The 16,551-nt window shown below is 55.9% G+C and carries 14 protein-coding genes; 7 read left to right on the forward strand and 7 right to left on the reverse strand.

Annotated features, from left to right (window positions below):
- The first annotated feature begins 36 nt into the window (after positions 1-36).
- Positions 37-2,325 (forward strand): GAF domain-containing protein, encoded by a 2,289-nt coding sequence (locus EGT74_RS16970; RefSeq protein WP_123847766.1) that lies wholly within the window; start codon positions 37-39, stop codon positions 2,323-2,325.
- Between the two features lie 29 nt (positions 2,326-2,354).
- Here the strand turns inward: EGT74_RS16970 and EGT74_RS16975 are convergent, their stop codons facing one another.
- From EGT74_RS16975 to EGT74_RS16990, 4 genes are all read right to left on the reverse strand, one after another.
- Positions 2,355-3,116, reverse strand: a complete 762-nt coding sequence (locus EGT74_RS16975) for a sulfite exporter TauE/SafE family protein (RefSeq protein WP_123847767.1) — start codon at positions 3,114-3,116, stop codon at positions 2,355-2,357.
- A gap of 71 nt (positions 3,117-3,187) precedes the next feature.
- On the reverse strand, positions 3,188-6,034 hold the full coding sequence (locus EGT74_RS16980; protein WP_123847768.1) for a M16 family metallopeptidase: 2,847 nt from the start codon (positions 6,032-6,034) through the stop codon (positions 3,188-3,190).
- Positions 6,035-6,166: 132 nt separating this feature from the next.
- Positions 6,167-7,975: a glycoside hydrolase family 2 protein gene (locus EGT74_RS16985; RefSeq protein ID WP_123847769.1), complete on the reverse strand. Its 1,809-nt coding sequence runs from the start codon at positions 7,973-7,975 to the stop codon at positions 6,167-6,169.
- The gene (locus tag EGT74_RS16990; protein ID WP_123847770.1) at positions 7,972-9,093 is read right to left on the reverse strand and encodes an exo-alpha-sialidase; all 1,122 of its coding nucleotides are present in this window, start codon (positions 9,091-9,093) and stop codon (positions 7,972-7,974) included. Before EGT74_RS16990 ends, EGT74_RS16985 begins: the two co-directional genes overlap by 4 nt.
- Before the next feature lie 56 nt (positions 9,094-9,149).
- On the opposite strand from EGT74_RS16990, the gene EGT74_RS16995 reads away from it, so the two are divergent.
- Positions 9,150-9,845 carry a 3-keto-disaccharide hydrolase gene (locus EGT74_RS16995; protein WP_123847771.1) on the forward strand — a complete coding sequence of 232 codons (696 nt, stop codon included), beginning with the start codon at positions 9,150-9,152 and terminating at the stop codon, positions 9,843-9,845.
- 304 nt (positions 9,846-10,149) lie between these two features.
- On the opposite strand, the gene EGT74_RS17000 is transcribed toward EGT74_RS16995, so the two are convergent.
- Entirely contained in the window at positions 10,150-10,605 is a 456-nt protein-coding gene (locus EGT74_RS17000; RefSeq protein ID WP_123847772.1) for a YhcH/YjgK/YiaL family protein, read from the reverse strand.
- Positions 10,606-10,752: 147 nt separating this feature from the next.
- On the opposite strand from EGT74_RS17000, the gene EGT74_RS17005 reads away from it, so the two are divergent.
- The 3 genes from EGT74_RS17005 to EGT74_RS17015 all read left to right on the forward strand — a co-directional run bounded on the left by EGT74_RS17005 (position 10,753) and on the right by EGT74_RS17015 (position 13,474).
- Positions 10,753-11,544, forward strand: coding sequence for an MlaE family ABC transporter permease (locus EGT74_RS17005; RefSeq protein WP_123847773.1), 792 nt, complete (start codon positions 10,753-10,755; stop codon positions 11,542-11,544).
- Positions 11,545-11,593: 49 nt separating this feature from the next.
- On the forward strand, positions 11,594-12,367 hold the full coding sequence (locus EGT74_RS17010; RefSeq protein ID WP_123847774.1) for an ABC transporter ATP-binding protein: 774 nt from the start codon (positions 11,594-11,596) through the stop codon (positions 12,365-12,367).
- 87 nt (positions 12,368-12,454) lie between these two features.
- Complete coding sequence (locus EGT74_RS17015) at positions 12,455-13,474, forward strand: MlaD family protein (protein WP_123847775.1); 1,020 nt, start codon at positions 12,455-12,457, stop codon at positions 13,472-13,474.
- A 77-nt stretch (positions 13,475-13,551) separates the two neighbouring features.
- On the opposite strand, the gene EGT74_RS17020 is transcribed toward EGT74_RS17015, so the two are convergent.
- Positions 13,552-14,058, reverse strand: a complete 507-nt coding sequence (locus tag EGT74_RS17020) for a DinB family protein (protein WP_123847776.1) — start codon at positions 14,056-14,058, stop codon at positions 13,552-13,554.
- A gap of 82 nt (positions 14,059-14,140) precedes the next feature.
- Positions 14,141-15,379: an NAD(P)/FAD-dependent oxidoreductase gene (locus EGT74_RS17025; RefSeq protein ID WP_123847777.1), complete on the reverse strand. Its 1,239-nt coding sequence runs from the start codon at positions 15,377-15,379 to the stop codon at positions 14,141-14,143.
- A gap of 270 nt (positions 15,380-15,649) precedes the next feature.
- Here EGT74_RS17025 and EGT74_RS17030 point away from each other — a divergent pair, with 270 nt between their 5' ends.
- The gene (locus tag EGT74_RS17030) at positions 15,650-15,937 is read left to right on the forward strand and encodes a hypothetical protein (RefSeq protein WP_123847778.1); all 288 of its coding nucleotides are present in this window, start codon (positions 15,650-15,652) and stop codon (positions 15,935-15,937) included.
- Between the two features lie 82 nt (positions 15,938-16,019).
- Positions 16,020-16,502 (forward strand): DinB family protein, encoded by a 483-nt coding sequence (locus EGT74_RS17035; RefSeq protein WP_123847779.1) that lies wholly within the window; start codon positions 16,020-16,022, stop codon positions 16,500-16,502.
- Positions 16,503-16,551: the final 49 nt, after the last annotated feature.

Here is a 16,551-nt window from a genome sequence, read left to right on the forward strand (position 1 = left end):
TACAAAGCGGAGTATCTTCGGGGTAAGAATCTTCCCATGAAAAAACTGCAGCTCGATGTCACTGAAGGCATGCCTGATACTTTTCCGATAGACTCCACTTTGTCATTCGCACCTTTTGTAACGTATCTGAAAGCACGTGTTGCGGAAGAAAAAGATGCGATCAAACAGACCTTGTACCAGCAGGTGCTCGAACGTTTCGAGGCGCAGCCGCCCGAGGAAGAGATGGCCCGGATGGTGCATACCTGCCTCTCCCCTTCGCTGCTGGCGAAGAACGAAAGCATCTGGGGCATCTGCCCGCCGCTGCGGCCCGTGATCACGTTTGCTACAGACGGCCTGCTGCTCCTGGTCAAAAACTGGAAAGACGAACTGTTTTCGCGCCGGCCCGAAGATTTCCGGAAAGAAAGGTTACAACAGATCTATGCCTTCATCCTGCGGCGGCTGTACAATTTCCAGCCGCCGGTACGGTCGGTCAAATACCACGCTTATTCCAACCCCGAAACGGGGCTGATGCAATACTACACGGTGAACGTCAACCCGGATTTCATCGATGTGGAGCCCATCGGCGAACTGCCGGCCGTGGACTTTTCCAGCCTGCATTCCCGGCTGAACAACGGCGAGGGATATGAGATCCTCGAAAACGTGATCCCGCTCCGGATGTTCCGGTTTAAAGGCATTTCGATCCTGACCGTTACGGATGTTACGGCGCTGCAGGCGGTGGAGAACATCCGGAAAATACGCCTGAGCCGCACGCCGGGCGACAATACGGCCACCTACCGCCATGTCATCCAGTCGCTGAAAACGCTGGTAGGCAATCCCAACGTGGAATTCGACCTGTTCACGTTCGTGCGGGTCAACGGCAAGCTGGTATACGGCTATGAAAAAGGCGGCACGGGCATCCTCTATAAAGTATGGGGCGAAGAGGCCCTCACCCCCGAACAGTTCCAGGCGCAGGCCGAAGGTTATGCCCGGCGCCCGAATTCATTCTTCTCCCGCAACCTGGCGAAGGAAGACCTGGTGCAGAATGCCTGGTTAAAAAAATTCATCGACCACGGCGTGGGCTCGCTCTCACTCAGTCCCGTTTTTTACGACCATACCCTGGTGGGCGTGCTTTGTATGCATACCTGGGGAAAGGAGCGGTTCGACGAACGGCTGCTGGCCCTGATAGAACCCGCCATCGGCGCCATTGCGCAGCTGCTGCAGATTTATGTGGACGAGTTCAACATGGAGATCGACACCATCATCAAGGAAAAGTTCACCTCCATACAGCCCGCCGTGCAATGGAAATTCAACGAGGCCGCCTGGCAGTACCTGCTGCGGCGGAAGAAAAACGAACCGATGCCGGAAGCCGACCCGATCATCTTCAACGCCGTGTACCCGCTATACGGCGCGGTCGACATCCGGAATTCCACCACCGAACGGAACCTGGCCATCAAAGCCGACATGGAGCAGCAGTTGCAGCTGTTGTCCAATACCCTGGCCGCCATCGGCCTGCAGCACCATTCCTCCTTGCTCGACGGCATGCAGTTCGCCTGCCGCAACTGGCAGCAGAGCCTGCAACAGGAGGCGCTCGGCACGATGGATGAAAGCAACATCAACCATTTCCTGCAACAGGAAGCCCTGCCTTTCCTGCAACACATGGTCACCCAGCACCCCGACGTGCAGCCCCATTTCGATGCGTACCTCGCCGGCGACACGGCGGTCGACACCCATAAAAGCGCACTGGAACTGAGCATGCAGATGCTGAACAACCGCATCAACAGTTATCTCGAAAAGGAAAAAGAACAGCTGCAGCTGTCCTACCCCTGCTATTTTGAAAAATTCCGGACAGACGGGATTGAATATGATATTTATATCGGGCAATCCATCGTTCCCGATCAGCCATTCTCCCCCTTCCACCTGAAAAACGTACGGTTGTGGCAGCTGTCGTCCATGGCCGAAATTGCCCGGCTCACCAACAGCCTGCTGCCGCAGATGCCCAAGGCGCTGCATACCACGCAGCTGATCTTCGTGCACAACCAGACCATCGATATCAGTTTCCGCCCCGACGAAAGGAAGTTCGACGTGGAAGGCGCCTACAACATCCGTTACCAGATGATCAAGAAACGGATCGACAAGGTACACATCCGCGGTACGGAAGAACGGCTCACCCAGCCGGGCACTATCGCGCTCATTTATTTCAACCGGAAAGAAATAGAAGATTACATCCCCTTCATCCAATACTTACAGGAAAAGAACGTATTGCAGAACGAACTGGAAGACCTGCTGCTGGAAGATTTGCAGGGGCTCAGCGGATTGAAGGCGCTGCGGGTGAAGGTGGTGCTGTGAGTGCCGCATGCGCCGTATAGCCCTCCCCATCACCCGAAAACATCCCAGGCCAGCCGCAAAATGGTTCCGAATACGACCACCAGGAAAAAGACCCGGATGAATTTGTTGCCTTTCAGTAAAGCGAGGCGGGTGCCGAAGTAGGCGCCGCCCATGTTGCAAACGGCCATCGGTATGGCGAATTCGTACAGGATATGGCCGGTGCCGGCGAAGTAGCAGATGGCGGCGAGGTTGGTGGCCATGTTGATCAGTTTGGCGCTCGCGCTGGCGTGCAGGAAATCATACCCCAGCAAGGCAATGAACACGAGTATGAAAAAAGTGCCGGTGCCCGGGCCGATCAGCCCGTCGTAAAACCCGATGATGAGCCCGGCCAGCATGCCCACCACCATTTGTTGCAACCGGCTGTGCTCTACGGCCACGGGCTGCCCGAAGCTTTTATTAAAATAACTGTAAGCGGCCACGCCTATCAGTACAAAAAGAATGACCGGCTTGATGACGGCATTATCGATCAGGGTAACGCAATAGGCGCCCAGCACGGCGCCGCCGAAAGCCAGGGCGGCCACATACGCCATCAGCCGCCAGTCGATCGCCACATGGCGGGAATACCGCCAGGCCGCGAAAGCGGTGCCGGAAATGGAAGGGATTTTGGTCGTGCCGAGCAGCGTCGCCACGGGATATTGCGGCAGGATTACCAGGATGGCCGGCGTTTGCAGCAGCCCTCCCCCACCTACGATCGCATCGATAAAACCTGCGCAAAAGGCCGCCAGGCAAAGCAGCAACAGTTCCAGCAACATGGCCGCGAAATTACACAAAAAAAGGCTGCTGCTTTTCAGCAACAGCCTTTCCGGTTATTTAATCCACTTCCCTATTTCTCAGGCACGAGGATGGCCTTGAAATAGTTGGCGTTGCCCAGGTATTTCACCGCAGCGGCTTTTACGCTGGCCTCGGTCACCTGTTTCAGGCGCTCGGCCTGGCGCAGCACCGTGGTCGGGTCTTCGTTGTTTTTGAATTTGGAAGAGAGGTACGACAACCAGAAGTTGTTTTCGCGCAGGCTTACTTCCATGGCCCGGGTGCTTTCCGCGCGGAATTTTTCGATGTCCACGGCGGTAGCGCCTTCCTTCTTGATCTTCTCGATCTCGTCGAGCGCGGCGGCTACCAGCTTGTCTACATTCGCGGAAGCGCAGCTGAAGGAAATGGTGAGGGTGTAATACGGGTGCGGCAGTTTTTCGTAGCTCACGCCCACATTGGGGCTGTACACACCGCTTTCTTTTTCACGCAGGCGCTCCAGCACCTTGAATTCCAGCACGTCGCTCAGCGCGCTCAGCTGGAGGTTGTTCTCCACGGAGTACTGGTAGTCGCCATGGAAGAACAGGCGTACCTGAGCCTTGTCTTCAATGCCTTTTTTCACGATGCGCGTCACGTTGCCGGTGAGCGGTTTGCCGCCACGGTCCACGAACGTTTCTTTACGGCCGGTGGCGGGCAGGCCGCCCAGGTATGTTTCGAGCAGGGGTTTGATCTTTTCCACGTCGAAGTTACCAACGAACACAAAAGTCTGCCCGCTTGCATCGGCAAAACGTTCTTTGAAAAACTCGAAGGAACGGTCGAGGCTGATCTGATCCAGTTCCGCCAGCGTGGGTTTCCGTTCCCGCAGGTTGTTGCCGGACATTACGGAAGTGATCGTATCGCCGTACACATTTTCCGGACTGTCGTCCGCATTCTGGAGATACACTTTGAACTCGTCCATGTTCTTTTTGAACAGGATGGGGTCTTTCCGCGGATTGGTGCCGTGGGCGTAGATCAGCTGCAGGGCTGTTTCAAGGTCTTTGGGCGACGCACTACCGCTGTAGCCCTGGTGCAGGCTGCTGATATACACCGAACCGCCGGCGGTGCTGCCGGCCAGCATTTTGCGCAGCTGGGTGTTCTCGAACTCGCCGATACCGTCGCCGCCGATGTTGCCGGCGTAGTTGGTGGCCATGTAATCTTTATCTTCCGCGAGGGAGGTGCCACCTTCGGCAAAGGAAGAGAAGATGATCTGGTCGTTCTTGAAGGTGGTGGGTTTCAGGTATACCTTCACACCGTTCGACAGGGTGAGTTTCGTAACATCGATACCCTGTATTTTTTCTTCCGCCGTTATTTTGCCGGGCACCGGTTTTTTCTCGAGCAGCGGTTTGTTCACGGCATTGTCTACATACGCCGTAACGCCTTTGCCGGAATTGCGCAGCGCATCGAGCAGCTGTGCCTCGGTGGGCAGTTTGGCTTTGTCTTTATCCGGCGCCTGGGCAATGATGGTGATGTTTTCGGGTGCCGCCATCTTTTTGGCGAACTCGTTCACTTCCGCCAGCGTGATATCGGCCAGCAGCTGTTTGGTAAGTGTATAACGGAATTCCGGGCTCACGATGGGGGCGTTGTACATGAAGTTTTTCAGGTAAGCCTGCACGAAGGAGTTGGACGGGATCTTGTCCATTTCGCGGTAGTTCTTCTCATTGCCGGCTTCCATGTTCTTTTTCACCACGTCGAGCTCGGAGGCGATAAAGCCGAACTGCGCCATCCTTTCCACTTCGGTCATCACACCGCTCAGGCCCTTGGCCAGTTCGCCGGGGTCTTTGGTCACCGCCACGATGGTAGCGGCGTCGATGCCGGGTACCAGGCCGCCCTGGTAGGCGCCGTAGCTGAACTGCCCTTCCACGAACGGCGCAGTGCCTTTCTGCTTCAGTTCCAGTAAACGGCTGCTCATCATGGAATTGATCATGCTGGTGATGATCCCTTTCCTGATGTCGGGAATGCCGTTGGTGACTTTAGCGCGGTGGCGGATGAACGTGAGTACCACGTTATAAGGGAACTCCTTGTCCGTAACGAGCTTCACGATGGGCTCCTTATTGTCGGGGAGATCGTATTTTTCATGCGGGCGGGGTTTGGCGGGGTTGGTGAGCGGACCAAAGTTCTCTTTGATCAGCGCTTCCACCTGCGCCACGTCGAAATCGCCCACGGCAATCACCGCCTGCAGGTTAGGACGGTACCAGTCTTTATAAAACTGTTTGATTTCGTTGTGCTTGAAATTCTGGATGATGTCCAGCTTGCCGATGGGGATACGCGCCGCGTAGCGGGAATTGCCCAGCAGCACCGGCAGCAGTTCTTTCTGCATGCGCGACTGTGCGTTCTTGCCGCGTTGGCGGTCTTCTTCCACGATCACGCCTCTTTCTTCATCGATGTCGGCATCTTCCATGCGGATGTGGCCGGCCCAGTTGGCGAGGATCTTGAAACCGTTTTTGAACAGCGCCGCACTGTCTGTGGGTATCGGCAGCTGGTACACGGTCTGGTCGAACGAGGTATAGGCATTCAGATCGGCCCCGAACTTCACGCCTGCTTTCTGCAGGTAGTTGATCAGTTCGTTTTTGGGGAAATCCTTCGTGCCGTTAAAGGCCATGTGCTCGGTGAAGTGGGCCAGCCCCTGCTGCGCGTCTGTTTCCATGAGCGAGCCGGCTTTGAGGGCCATATACAGCACGGCCCGGTTTTTAGGCTCGCTGTTTTTACGGATGTAATACGTAAGGCCGTTGGAGAGTTTGCCGATCTTGACATCGGGGTCGGCCGGTATTTTATCCGTGGCGGCTTTGACGGCGGCCTGTTTGGGTTTCGGCTGCGCCTGGGCCTGGATGGATGTTACCTGGAAAACGCTCGTTGCGGCAAGCGTCAGCAGTAGAAAACGTCGTTTCATAAAGCGGTGTTGGTTTATAGATTTTATTGCGGCAAACAAGTATGCCAACGCCCCCATGACGGGGGCGGGCATAAATATACTATAAACCCTGCGAATGGGCCCGGCCGTTTATCCGGGAAAACAGGGCGCCTGTCATTTATTGTCATACAGCTGCTGATGCACTTCCCAGAACGATTTTACCGGGTTTTTGAACACCCTGCGGTCGTACGTCATCAGCCCGTTGGTTTCCACCTCCACGTCCGTGGTTTGAGTGTACACGGCGGCGGAAAGGCCCAGCGGGATTAATTCTTTCAGTTTCTTCATGTATTCCTGGTACCGTCTGAACAGCTCTCCGGCCGTTTTGAAGGTCTGGTAGCCCCAGTTATCCTTCTGCTGCCACACATGCCCGTCTACCGGGAGGCCCAGCCCGCCGAACTCGCCCAGCACGATGGCCTGCTTGCCGCCGTAGATGTCTGCGTCGGGCATGGCGGGGTCGGGATAATTATGCAGGTCGATGATATGGCCGGTGGGATAAAAGTTGCCGCCGCTGGCGCTGTTGACCAGCCTTGAAGGGTCTTTCTGCATCGTCCATTCGGTGATCTCTCTGGTTTTGAACTGTCCCCATGCTTCGTTAAAGGGCACCCATACCACGATGGAGGGGCTGTTGTGCAGGGCGTCCATGATGGCGCTCCACTCCTGCCGGTAAGCATTTTCGGAGGCCTCGCTGCGTTGCTGATCGGTGCCGCGGCCAACGATGCCGGGGCGGGGTTCCCAGCGGTTGCCGAGGTCGCCGCTCGGCATGTCCTGCCAAACGAGCATGCCCAGCCGGTCGCAATGATAGTACCAGCGCGCGGGTTCCACCTTGATGTGTTTGCGGATCATGTTAAAGCCCATGGCTTTGGTCTGCTCCACATCGAAGAGCAGCGCTTCGTCGGTGGGCGCGGTGTACAACCCGTCTGGCCACCAGCCCTGGTCGAGCGGGCCGTACTGGAAGAGGAATTTATTGTTGAGCAGCATGCGGTACACGCCTTTCTCATCTTTGGCCATCGACGATTTGCGCATCGCGAAATAACTTTTCACCGTATCCACCGCCTTGCCTTTGCGGGTGATCTCCAGCTTCAGGTCGTACAGGAAGGGGCTGGAAGGCGACCACAATTTGGGCGACGGAATTTTCAGCACGGCGGAGCCGCCGGGCTCGATGGTGGTTTCGGCCACTTTGCTGCCGTTGTCCCAGGCGCTCACCAGCACCTGGTCGCCCGGAACGGGATTTACCACGGTGGTGTTCACCGTGAGGGTTTCCTGGTCGATGTCCGGCGTTTGTTTGACGGTGGCGAGGTAGGTTTCCGGCAGGGCTTCGAGCCATACCGTTTGCCAGATGCCGGTTACAGGGGTGTACCAGATGCCCTCCGGCTTGCGCACCTGTTTGCCGCGCGGCTGCGGGCCCTGGTCGGTAGGGTCCCATACTTTCACCACCAGCGTTTGTTCGCCTTTCTTTTTCAGGTGCGGGGTGATGTCGAACGAAAACGGGTCGAAGCCGCCCTTGTGGCTGCCTGCCAGCATGCCGTTCACATATACTTCTGTTTCCCAGTCTACCGCACCGAAATGCAGCAATATCTTTTTGCCGCCGGCGGGCCGGGTGAAGGTGGTCTGGTACCAGAGCAGGCTGTCTTTCCCCACCGTTCTGCCCACACCGGACAAAGCCGACTCGATAGCGAAGGGCACGAGTATTTTCCCCGTATAGGCGGCGGGGTTACCGGCGCTACGGGGGGTAACGGCATAGTTCCACAAACCGTTGAGGTTTTTCCAGTTGCCCCGTACGAGTTGTGGACGGGGGTATTCCGGCAACACCTGGCCGGGCGTTACTTTCTCGCTCCAGGGCGTTTTGATTCTCCCGGGAACTGCCTGCCAGGTCTGTGCCTGGGCCATATTGGCCACCAGCAGTAATACAAATAGTTTTTTCATGAACCGGTATTTAGTGCTTGTATATTCCTGAATTGCGGGATGCGGTGGAAGGTGAGGTAATTGGCGTTGTGGAAACTCTCCGCTCCGCCGGTTTCATCATCGTAGGCCGTGCGGCATACGAAGATGAGGTCGTCGCCGTCTACCTGCCAGTCGGCATAATTGAACCCGTGATGCAGCGGGTCCGGGTGATGCAGCACGATGCTGTGCAGCTCCCAGTGCAGGAGGTCCGCCGACGAGCAGAGCGCCTGCGTATTCCTCACTTTATCGAGCGGGGTACTGTGGCGGTAGGTTTCCGGTACGTAGTTGGCGATGGTCCAGTACCGGGCCGATGCCGCATCGTACCGCACGCTGAACTTTTTACCGCCGCCGGGAAAATCGGTGAAAACGATGTTCCCGCCGGGCTGAACGATGGCGGCCAGTTCTTTGCCGGTATCCTGCGGATGGTGCACCCGGAGCAGGTTCCATACATCGCCGTCCGGGGCGGGCACGGCGTTGCCTTCGAGCCATCCCTGGAACTGCCCGCGGAGCAGTGAGGCGTCGTACGGCAGCGCTTCGTTTTCCTGCCAGCTGGCGGATTGGAGCAGGTCTGCGTCTTCGGGGGCGTGGAGCAGCTGTGCGCTCATCATCCTGCTCCACAGTTCCGGATCCCCTTCCGCTTTTTCCACGGCGCGCCAGATGCGGCCGTTGTAGTGCAGTACGGGCACGGGGCCGGTGTGGTACCGCCCTTCGCGCACGATGCCTTTTTCCCAGGTGCGGCCGCCATCGGTCGAGCGGCGGATCACCAGGTTGCCGTAGTGTTTGTCCGTTCCCATGAGGTATAACGCTCCCCCGTGTACGAAAAGCCCCGACCAGAATTGCCCCTCCAGTTCCGCAACCAGTTCCCAGCGGAGGCCGCGGGAGGCGGAGCGGTAAATGCGGGCGGTGGCGGACTGATGTTCCCTGGAAGCCGGCCCGAACAGGTCGTGCGAGGCGATGTAATCCCCGTTGGGCAGGATGCACACGGACGGCGAGCCGATGTAAAGTCCCTCTGATTTGGGGCTGTGCGCTACTACAACGCCCGGGGGCGCGGCAGATGGCGCCGTTGCGGCATGCTGTACACGGGAAGCAGATGGTTTCATGGTTCGTTGGAATACGGGAAGGGGTAAAATAGTCATTTTTTGAATATCTTGTAAGCATGAAAAAGTTACTCCTTTCCGCTGCCCTGCTGGGCAGCGCCACGTTATCATCCGCTCAGCAATCCATAAGCCTTTTCAACGGGAAAGATTTCACGGGCTGGCACATCGACGTGCCGGCGCTGGAAAAAGACAGTTCCCAGCCTAATCCCTTCATCATCCGCAACGGCATGATGGTGAGCCTCGCCAAACCGCAGGGCCACATCATCACCGACGCGCAATACGAAAACTTCCGCCTCGACGTGGAATACCGCTTCCCCGGCAAGCCCGGCAACTGCGGGGTGCTCGTATTCGCCTCCACACCACGGGTGCTGTACGACATGTTCCCGAAGTCGATCGAAGTGCAGATGATGCATAAAAACGCCGGCGATTTCTGGTGTATCGGGGAAGACATCGAGGTGCCCGATATGGAAGCCCGCCGCGGCCCCAAAGAAAAATGGGGGTCGGTAGACGGGAAGAACCGCCGGATACAGAACCTCACGGACAGTTCGGAAAAACCGCTCGGCGAGTGGAACGCCATGCGCATCGAATGCCTCGGCAATACGGTGAAGGTATGGGTGAACGGCCAGCTGGTGAACGATGGTTACAACGCCACGGCTTCCAGGGGCCAGATTGCGCTGCAGGCGGAAGGATCGGAGGTGGAGTTCCGGAAGGTGATGCTGACGCACCTGAAAAAACGAAAAACAGCCAAAAAATAATGCCCATGGACATGGGCACTAAGCGAAACCAAAAACGTTTTTTCTCATGCCGTTCCCTGTGCGGGTGCGGGCATTGTGTGTAATGTCTACTATATGCATCTTACCGGGAGGGAAAATAAAACAGCCCAGTGAAAAGAAGATGGTCTGCAGCTGCGGGAGAAAGTGTTGCCGCTAAGGTGGCAAAATATTGATTACAAGCCGGTTAAATATTTGTTAAGGCCGGCTCGTCCGGCACAGAAAAACCGGCCGGGAAGCGGGGAATCATCCTCCTTCCGGCCGGTTTTGCCGTATATAAACGGGGAAATTATGCCACACTGATCTTGATCACCACCTTTTTCACCTGTTTCGGCGTGTGGGCGGTAAGGTTGGGCATATGCAGGTCAGACGGGAAAAAAACCGCGAAATCGTGCTGCGCGAGCTTCGAGAAGAAAGACGGTTTTTCCGCGAAGAGCATGTAGTCCGCCTCTTCGTCGTACGCCTTCGAAGGGGCCTGCCCGTTGAGGAAATCGTGCCCGATCTGCTCCTCTCCCTGCACGATGTACTGCACGTCGATGTATTTCTTATGCGACTCCATCTGCTCCCCTGAAGGGTCTACCGTCTGGTATTCGTTGACGATGGCAAAAATGGAGGTGCCGTCTATTTCGTATTTCCCTTTTTCCAGTTTGGAAAAATCCGTCTGCCGCAGGTAGTCGAAAGCCTTTACAAATTTGGGCCCCAGGCCGTGGTAACGATGTGCGTTGTCTAAAGAATCGATGATCATGGGTGTAAAATTCGGCCGGTAAGATACTCATTCATCCGGTAAAACAATACCCGATCCGATAACGGTACGTGGTTTGCTTCATGTATTGGCATGATATTATAACAACCATTCAGCCGAAATTGTAATAATTTTGACAAAATGCAGCAAATGGACCCGAACGAACAAACGGAGAAACCACTTATTTCCAAAGGCGCGGATGCTTTTTTCATTGGTGTTTACGATATATTCAGATTTATCAGCCGTTTTTTCAAGGAAGCGCTGCTCCCCCCTTTTGAAATCAAGGAGTTAATCCGCCAGTGCTTCCAGGTCGGGTATAAATCGCTCGCGCTCATCAGTCTCACCGGTTTTATCACGGGACTGGTGTTTACCAAACAGTCGCGGCCCTCGCTGGCGGAGTTCGGCGCCACCTCGTGGCTGCCTTCCCTTATTTCCATCGCGGTGATCAGGGCGCTGGCCCCGCTGGTAACGGCGCTCATCTGCGCGGGCAAAGTGGGTTCCGGCATCGGCGCGGAGCTGGCGTCGATGAAAGTAACCGAACAGGTCGACGCCATGGAGGTATCGGCCATCAACCCTTTCAAATACCTGGTGGTGACCCGCGTGCTGGCCTGCACCATCTGCCTGCCGCTGCTCATGGCGTATACGGCCGTAGTGGGGCTCATGGGCTCTTACCTCGACATTCACCTCAACGAACAAACGAGCCTCGTGGCCTTTTTCCAGAAGGCGTTCGAAAGCATCTCTTTTCTCGACCTGGGCGCCTCCTTCGCCAAAGCCCTCACTTTCGGGTTCACCATCGGCATCGTGAGCGCGTACCAGGGATATAACGCCACACAAGGCACACAGGGCGTGGGCAAAGCCGCCAACATGTCGGTGGTGATTTCCATGTTCCTGATTTTTATTGAAGAAATACTGATCGTTCAGATTGTAAACTCGATACGGTGACGGCGTGTAACGAAACGCCGCCCGACCTTTGAAAAATCGTTATTGACAGATGAAAACATTTACGCCTGAAATAGACTGGAACAATGTGGTGATCTCCATCAAAGACCTGTACAAGTCTTTCGGGAACAACCATGTGCTGCGCGGCGTGGACCTGGAGCTGCACAAAGGCGAAAACATCGTGGTGCTGGGCCGTTCCGGCACGGGCAAATCGGTGCTGATCAAGATCATTTCCGGGCTGCTGAAGCAGGATGCCGGTACGGTGAACGTGCTGGGGCAGGAAGTGGCCGAACTGAGCCCGGCGGATCTCCGCGCCCTGCGCCTGAAAGTGGGCTTCTGTTTCCAGCATGGCGCGCTGTACGATAGCATGACGGTGGGCGAAAACCTTTCCTTCCCCCTGCAGCGTAACGAGCCGAAAATGACGGCAGCGCAGCGGGAAAAACTGGTAGACATCGTGCTCGAGGCCGTGGGTCTCTCTCACACTGTCAACCAGATGCCGGCGGAACTGAGCGGCGGGCAGCGCAAACGCATCGGCATCGGCCGAACCCTCATCCTGCGCCCCGAAATCATGCTGTACGACGAACCGACGGCGGGCCTCGACCCCATCACCTGCACGGAGATCAACAACCTCATCAACGAAGTGCAGCGCCGGTTCAACACCAGCTCCATCATCATTACGCACGACCTTACCTGCGCGAAAGTGACAGGCGACAACATCGCCGTCATGAAAGAAGGCCAATTCATCAAACAGGGAAAATTCGACGAAGTATTTGCAGAAAACGACGAACTGATAAAGGAATTTTACGACTATAATTTTATTCAGTAAACCATGAAGCCGGGCGTGAACGAAATTTATCCCGCAGGGAACAAATGCGGGGCTCGCTCCGGTCACCGGACCATAAACTATTAACGGATGAAAGATAAGAGTACCAAAAGAACCGTCATCGTAGGCATTTTTATATTGCTGGGCCTGGTCATCTTCGCGACCGGCGTACTGGTGCTGGGCGGACAGAAAAAGACCTTCATGCGGGCCGTGAGGGTGAGCGCCCTCTTTCACGACATCGGCGGCCTTTCCAAAGGCGACAATGTGTGGTTCTCCGGCGTAAAGGTAGGCACCATCAAAAAGATCACCTTTCTCAGCTACGATCAGATAGAGGTGCAGATGGACATCGATAAAAAATCCCGGGAGTTCATCCATAAAGATGTGAAGGCCCGCGTAAGCTCGGACGGGCTGGTGGGCAACAAGATCATCGCACTCTCCGGCGGCTCGGCCAACATGCCGGCAGTGGAAGACGGCGACACCATCCATGTGGAAACCTCCATCAGTACGGACGAGATCATGAATACGCTCCAGGTCAACAATAAAAGCCTTGTGGAAATCACCGGCAACCTGAAGGTGATCACCAAAAAGATCATGGACGGCGAAGGCACCGTGGGCAAGCTGCTCAACGACGATGCGCTGTACAACAACCTCGAAGGTACTTTGGCCACGCTCCGCAAAACGGCCTCCAATACGGAAAGGCTCACACAGGGCCTCTCGGACTATGCCGCCCGGCTGAAAACGCAGGGCACGCTGGCCAACGACCTCGTAACGGATACCGTGGTGTTCGCCAACCTGCGCAGCACGGCCACTCAGTTGTCTGCCGTAGCCGGGCACGCAGACAGTGTGATGCAAAACCTGCGCGGCGCCACGGAAGGGCTGCAGCGCGACCTGCGGAACCCCGCCACACCCGCAGGCTTATTGCTACACGACGAGAAAACGGCGCAGGCTTTGAAAGCCACTATCCGGAACCTGCAAACCAGCACCGAAAAGCTCGACGAGAACATGGAGGCCCTGCAGCACAACTTCCTCCTGCGCGGCTTTTTCAGGAAAAGGGACAAACGCGAAGCGAAGGAAGCCGCACAGCAGGCGAAGGATTCCACCCAACGATAATTACCATCACCATACAAAGAAAAGGCGCCGGATGACCGGCGCCTTTTTTATATCCAGCTGCTGTAAAGCAGGAACGTTCATGACAGTACTTTTTCCGCGATGTTTTTCAGCTGGCGGGTATGGCGGATACTATGTACGATGGCGAAGTTGATCATTTCCTGCCTCGTCAGGAAGCCGAATCCCGGGAATTCAAAGTCGGCGACCGTTTCGGTGAGGTCCAGTTCCCCGATGGCTTTCCGCAGCTTTTCCCGGGAATCCCGGAAGGAAGCGATCAGTTTTTCCTGGAAGTATTCCTGCATGCGCGGGTCAATAACATCAGGCGACTTGAATTTGATATCGAAGTCGAGGAAGGTGGCGCGGATGGCCGGCACCTGCTCGTTGGCCGGCCGTTCCGTGGGGCGGGTATTGCCGAAGAGCACCTCCGCCACGCCGGTTTCCGACATCGACAGATGCTTCGCCACCTGGCCCGGCGTCCAGCTGCCGGGGAAAGGCACGGCGTTAAATGCTTCATGGCTGAAGGAAGACAGTAAGCGGAACAGTTCTTCACTGTTTTTGTCCAGTTCGGCCAGCAATTCGTTTTTCATACAATGGTTTTAATTCACTGCGAAGTTAGCAGGAAGTACCACGCGGGCACGAGGGTAAAAATGCCAACATTGAGGGCAGCTGTTACCGGTTGAGAAGCAGTTTGATATAAAATGAGGGCCTTGCCAGCTTCTTCCGCAGATCCACCTCATGGAACATCGACATCACCAGTTCCTGCAGCTGTTTGTTGCGTGCGCTCATCCGCACCAGCATGTTGAGCAGCCAGGGGAAACGGATGAGCTGCTGGAGTTTGGCACTCAGTTTCAGTTCAGGCCAGAGAGCGCGGTACAGCATATCGTCGTACGCCAGCAGGGTTTCAGCGGAATAATCATCCGCTTCGATGCAGGCGGCGGCCTGCTGCGCCGCGAGGCGGGCGCTGTACATGGCGTTGCCGATGCCTTCGCCGCTGAATGGGTCGATCAGGAAACCCGCGTCGCCCACCAGCATGTAGCGTTCGCCGGAAACCCTTCTTTTTTTGCTGCCGAGGGGCAGGCCGTAGCCGTCGATACTGCCGTTCAGGGTGGCGTTCTTAAACCGTTCCTTCAGCACCGGGTCGTGCGCCACAACATCGAGCAGCATCTGCTTCAGGTTGGCCTTTTTGCGGCGCACCACTTTGCTCAGCATGCCGATGCCCACGTTCGCCTCGCCGTTGGGCAGCGGGAAGATCCAGAAGTATCCCGGCAATACGTTTTTGAGGAAATGCAGCTCGATCAGTTTATCCGGATGGATGCCATCGATGTTGCTGTAATACGCGCGGATACCGGCTACATAATGCTGCGGCTCCATATGGATACCCGCCACTTCTTTGGTGAAGCCGGAATGCGCGCCGTTGGCCGCGATGACCAGCTGCGTTTTGATACGGATGCTGCCTGCCGCGTCAGACAGCAGGTAGCCGTCGCTCTGCAGTTCGTAACGGGTGATGGATGTCCCTTCGATCAGTTGCACCTGCGGACAGCGTTTCAGTTCTTCCACGAGGAAATTATCGAAGTCGAGCCGCTTGCATACAAATCCCCGGGGCTCGCCGGGCAGTTTCCGGTAGCCCGGTTTATAGGGAATGTCCATGCTCATGCGGTTGGCCGCGGTGAAGGTAACACCCCAGCTGTCTTCTTTAAAAGCGGCCTGCTGCAGTCTTTCCCCGATACCCGGATCGATGCGGTTGAGCAGGGTGAGCACTTTGCCGCTGAGACCGTCGCCGCAGACCTTATCCCGGGGGAAAACAGCTTTGTCCACTACCAGGCACGGAATGCCCATATAAGCCAATTGAAGCGCCGCGGTGGCCCCTGCGGGGCCTGCGCCGATGATGCAAACTTTGGTTTCCAACATAGTTTTGCAAAGTAGGCAAATATTTTCCAATATATCAGCACCTGTCCCGTGGCGATACGGCCTATCCAGGCTGATTTTATTTACGGCGCCGGCCATTCCGTGACCACCACCGTGGTATCCGTTTTCCGGACACAACGACGTGCGGAAGTGAACATATTCATATTTCATCCATACATAAATAACAGATCAAATTGGGGCTGCAAGGCTGGCAACCTTCTTGTGGAGGAACCACCGGATCGTTTTTATTTCTTTTAATTCAACCGGGTCTTTATGAGCCACATCGTCATTCCCATCCCACCTCACTCCGGCAAACAGGAGATTGAAATCGAGGTGACCATCAACAACCAGAAACAGCAATTGCACTACCGGGTGGAGCTGTTTTACTGGGAAGATTGCAGTGTCCCTACCGCTCACCGGGCCGATTGCATCAGCGAAATGCTGGCCCACCACGACCCCGAATGGACGGTGTATTACATCGGCACGCCTACGGACAAGTTCGTGCCCATCACGTTCGTGAACAAAGAAAGCCGCAAGCTGCTGCAACGGTTAAAAGATTAGTGAAAAAAAATTTCCGGGGCTGCTGACATACCGTTGTCACAGCCCCGTTTTTTCTTTGTGCTATCAAATAAAATAATAGCATATGGAAAACAATTTCATCTATTCTACCGACGAATTGAAACATCACTGGCAGGGCCACCGCGGCCTCACCCGCAGGGTGATCGACGCCTTCCCCGAAAAAGAACTGTTCAGCTATTCCATCGGCGGCATGCGCCCCTTCTCGGAAATGGCCATGGAACTGATACGTATAGCCGAAGCCGGTATGGAGCAGATGGCCAATCGCAACCTCGACCCGTCCGGCCAGCTGCACACCGGCGCGAAGCCCGCCACCAAAGCCGAGCTGCTCGACCTCTGGGATAAAGTGAGTGAAAAGGCCGATCTGCTGTGGGCCAAAATGCCGCCTGCCCGCTTCCGCGAAACCGAGAAAGCCTTCGGTGAATACGAAGGCACCGTGATTTCCCTGATGCAGTATTTCTTCGATAATGAAATCCACCACCGCGGACAGGGCTACGTGTACCTTCGCTCGCTCGGCGTAGAACCGCCCCCGTTCTGGGACCGCTATTAATAAATTTAACGGCGGAAGAAGGAAATTTCGAACTTTACGGGGCTGATTG

Source organism: Chitinophaga lutea, from assembly GCF_003813775.1.
In the GTDB taxonomy this organism is placed as follows: domain Bacteria; phylum Bacteroidota; class Bacteroidia; order Chitinophagales; family Chitinophagaceae; genus Chitinophaga; species Chitinophaga lutea.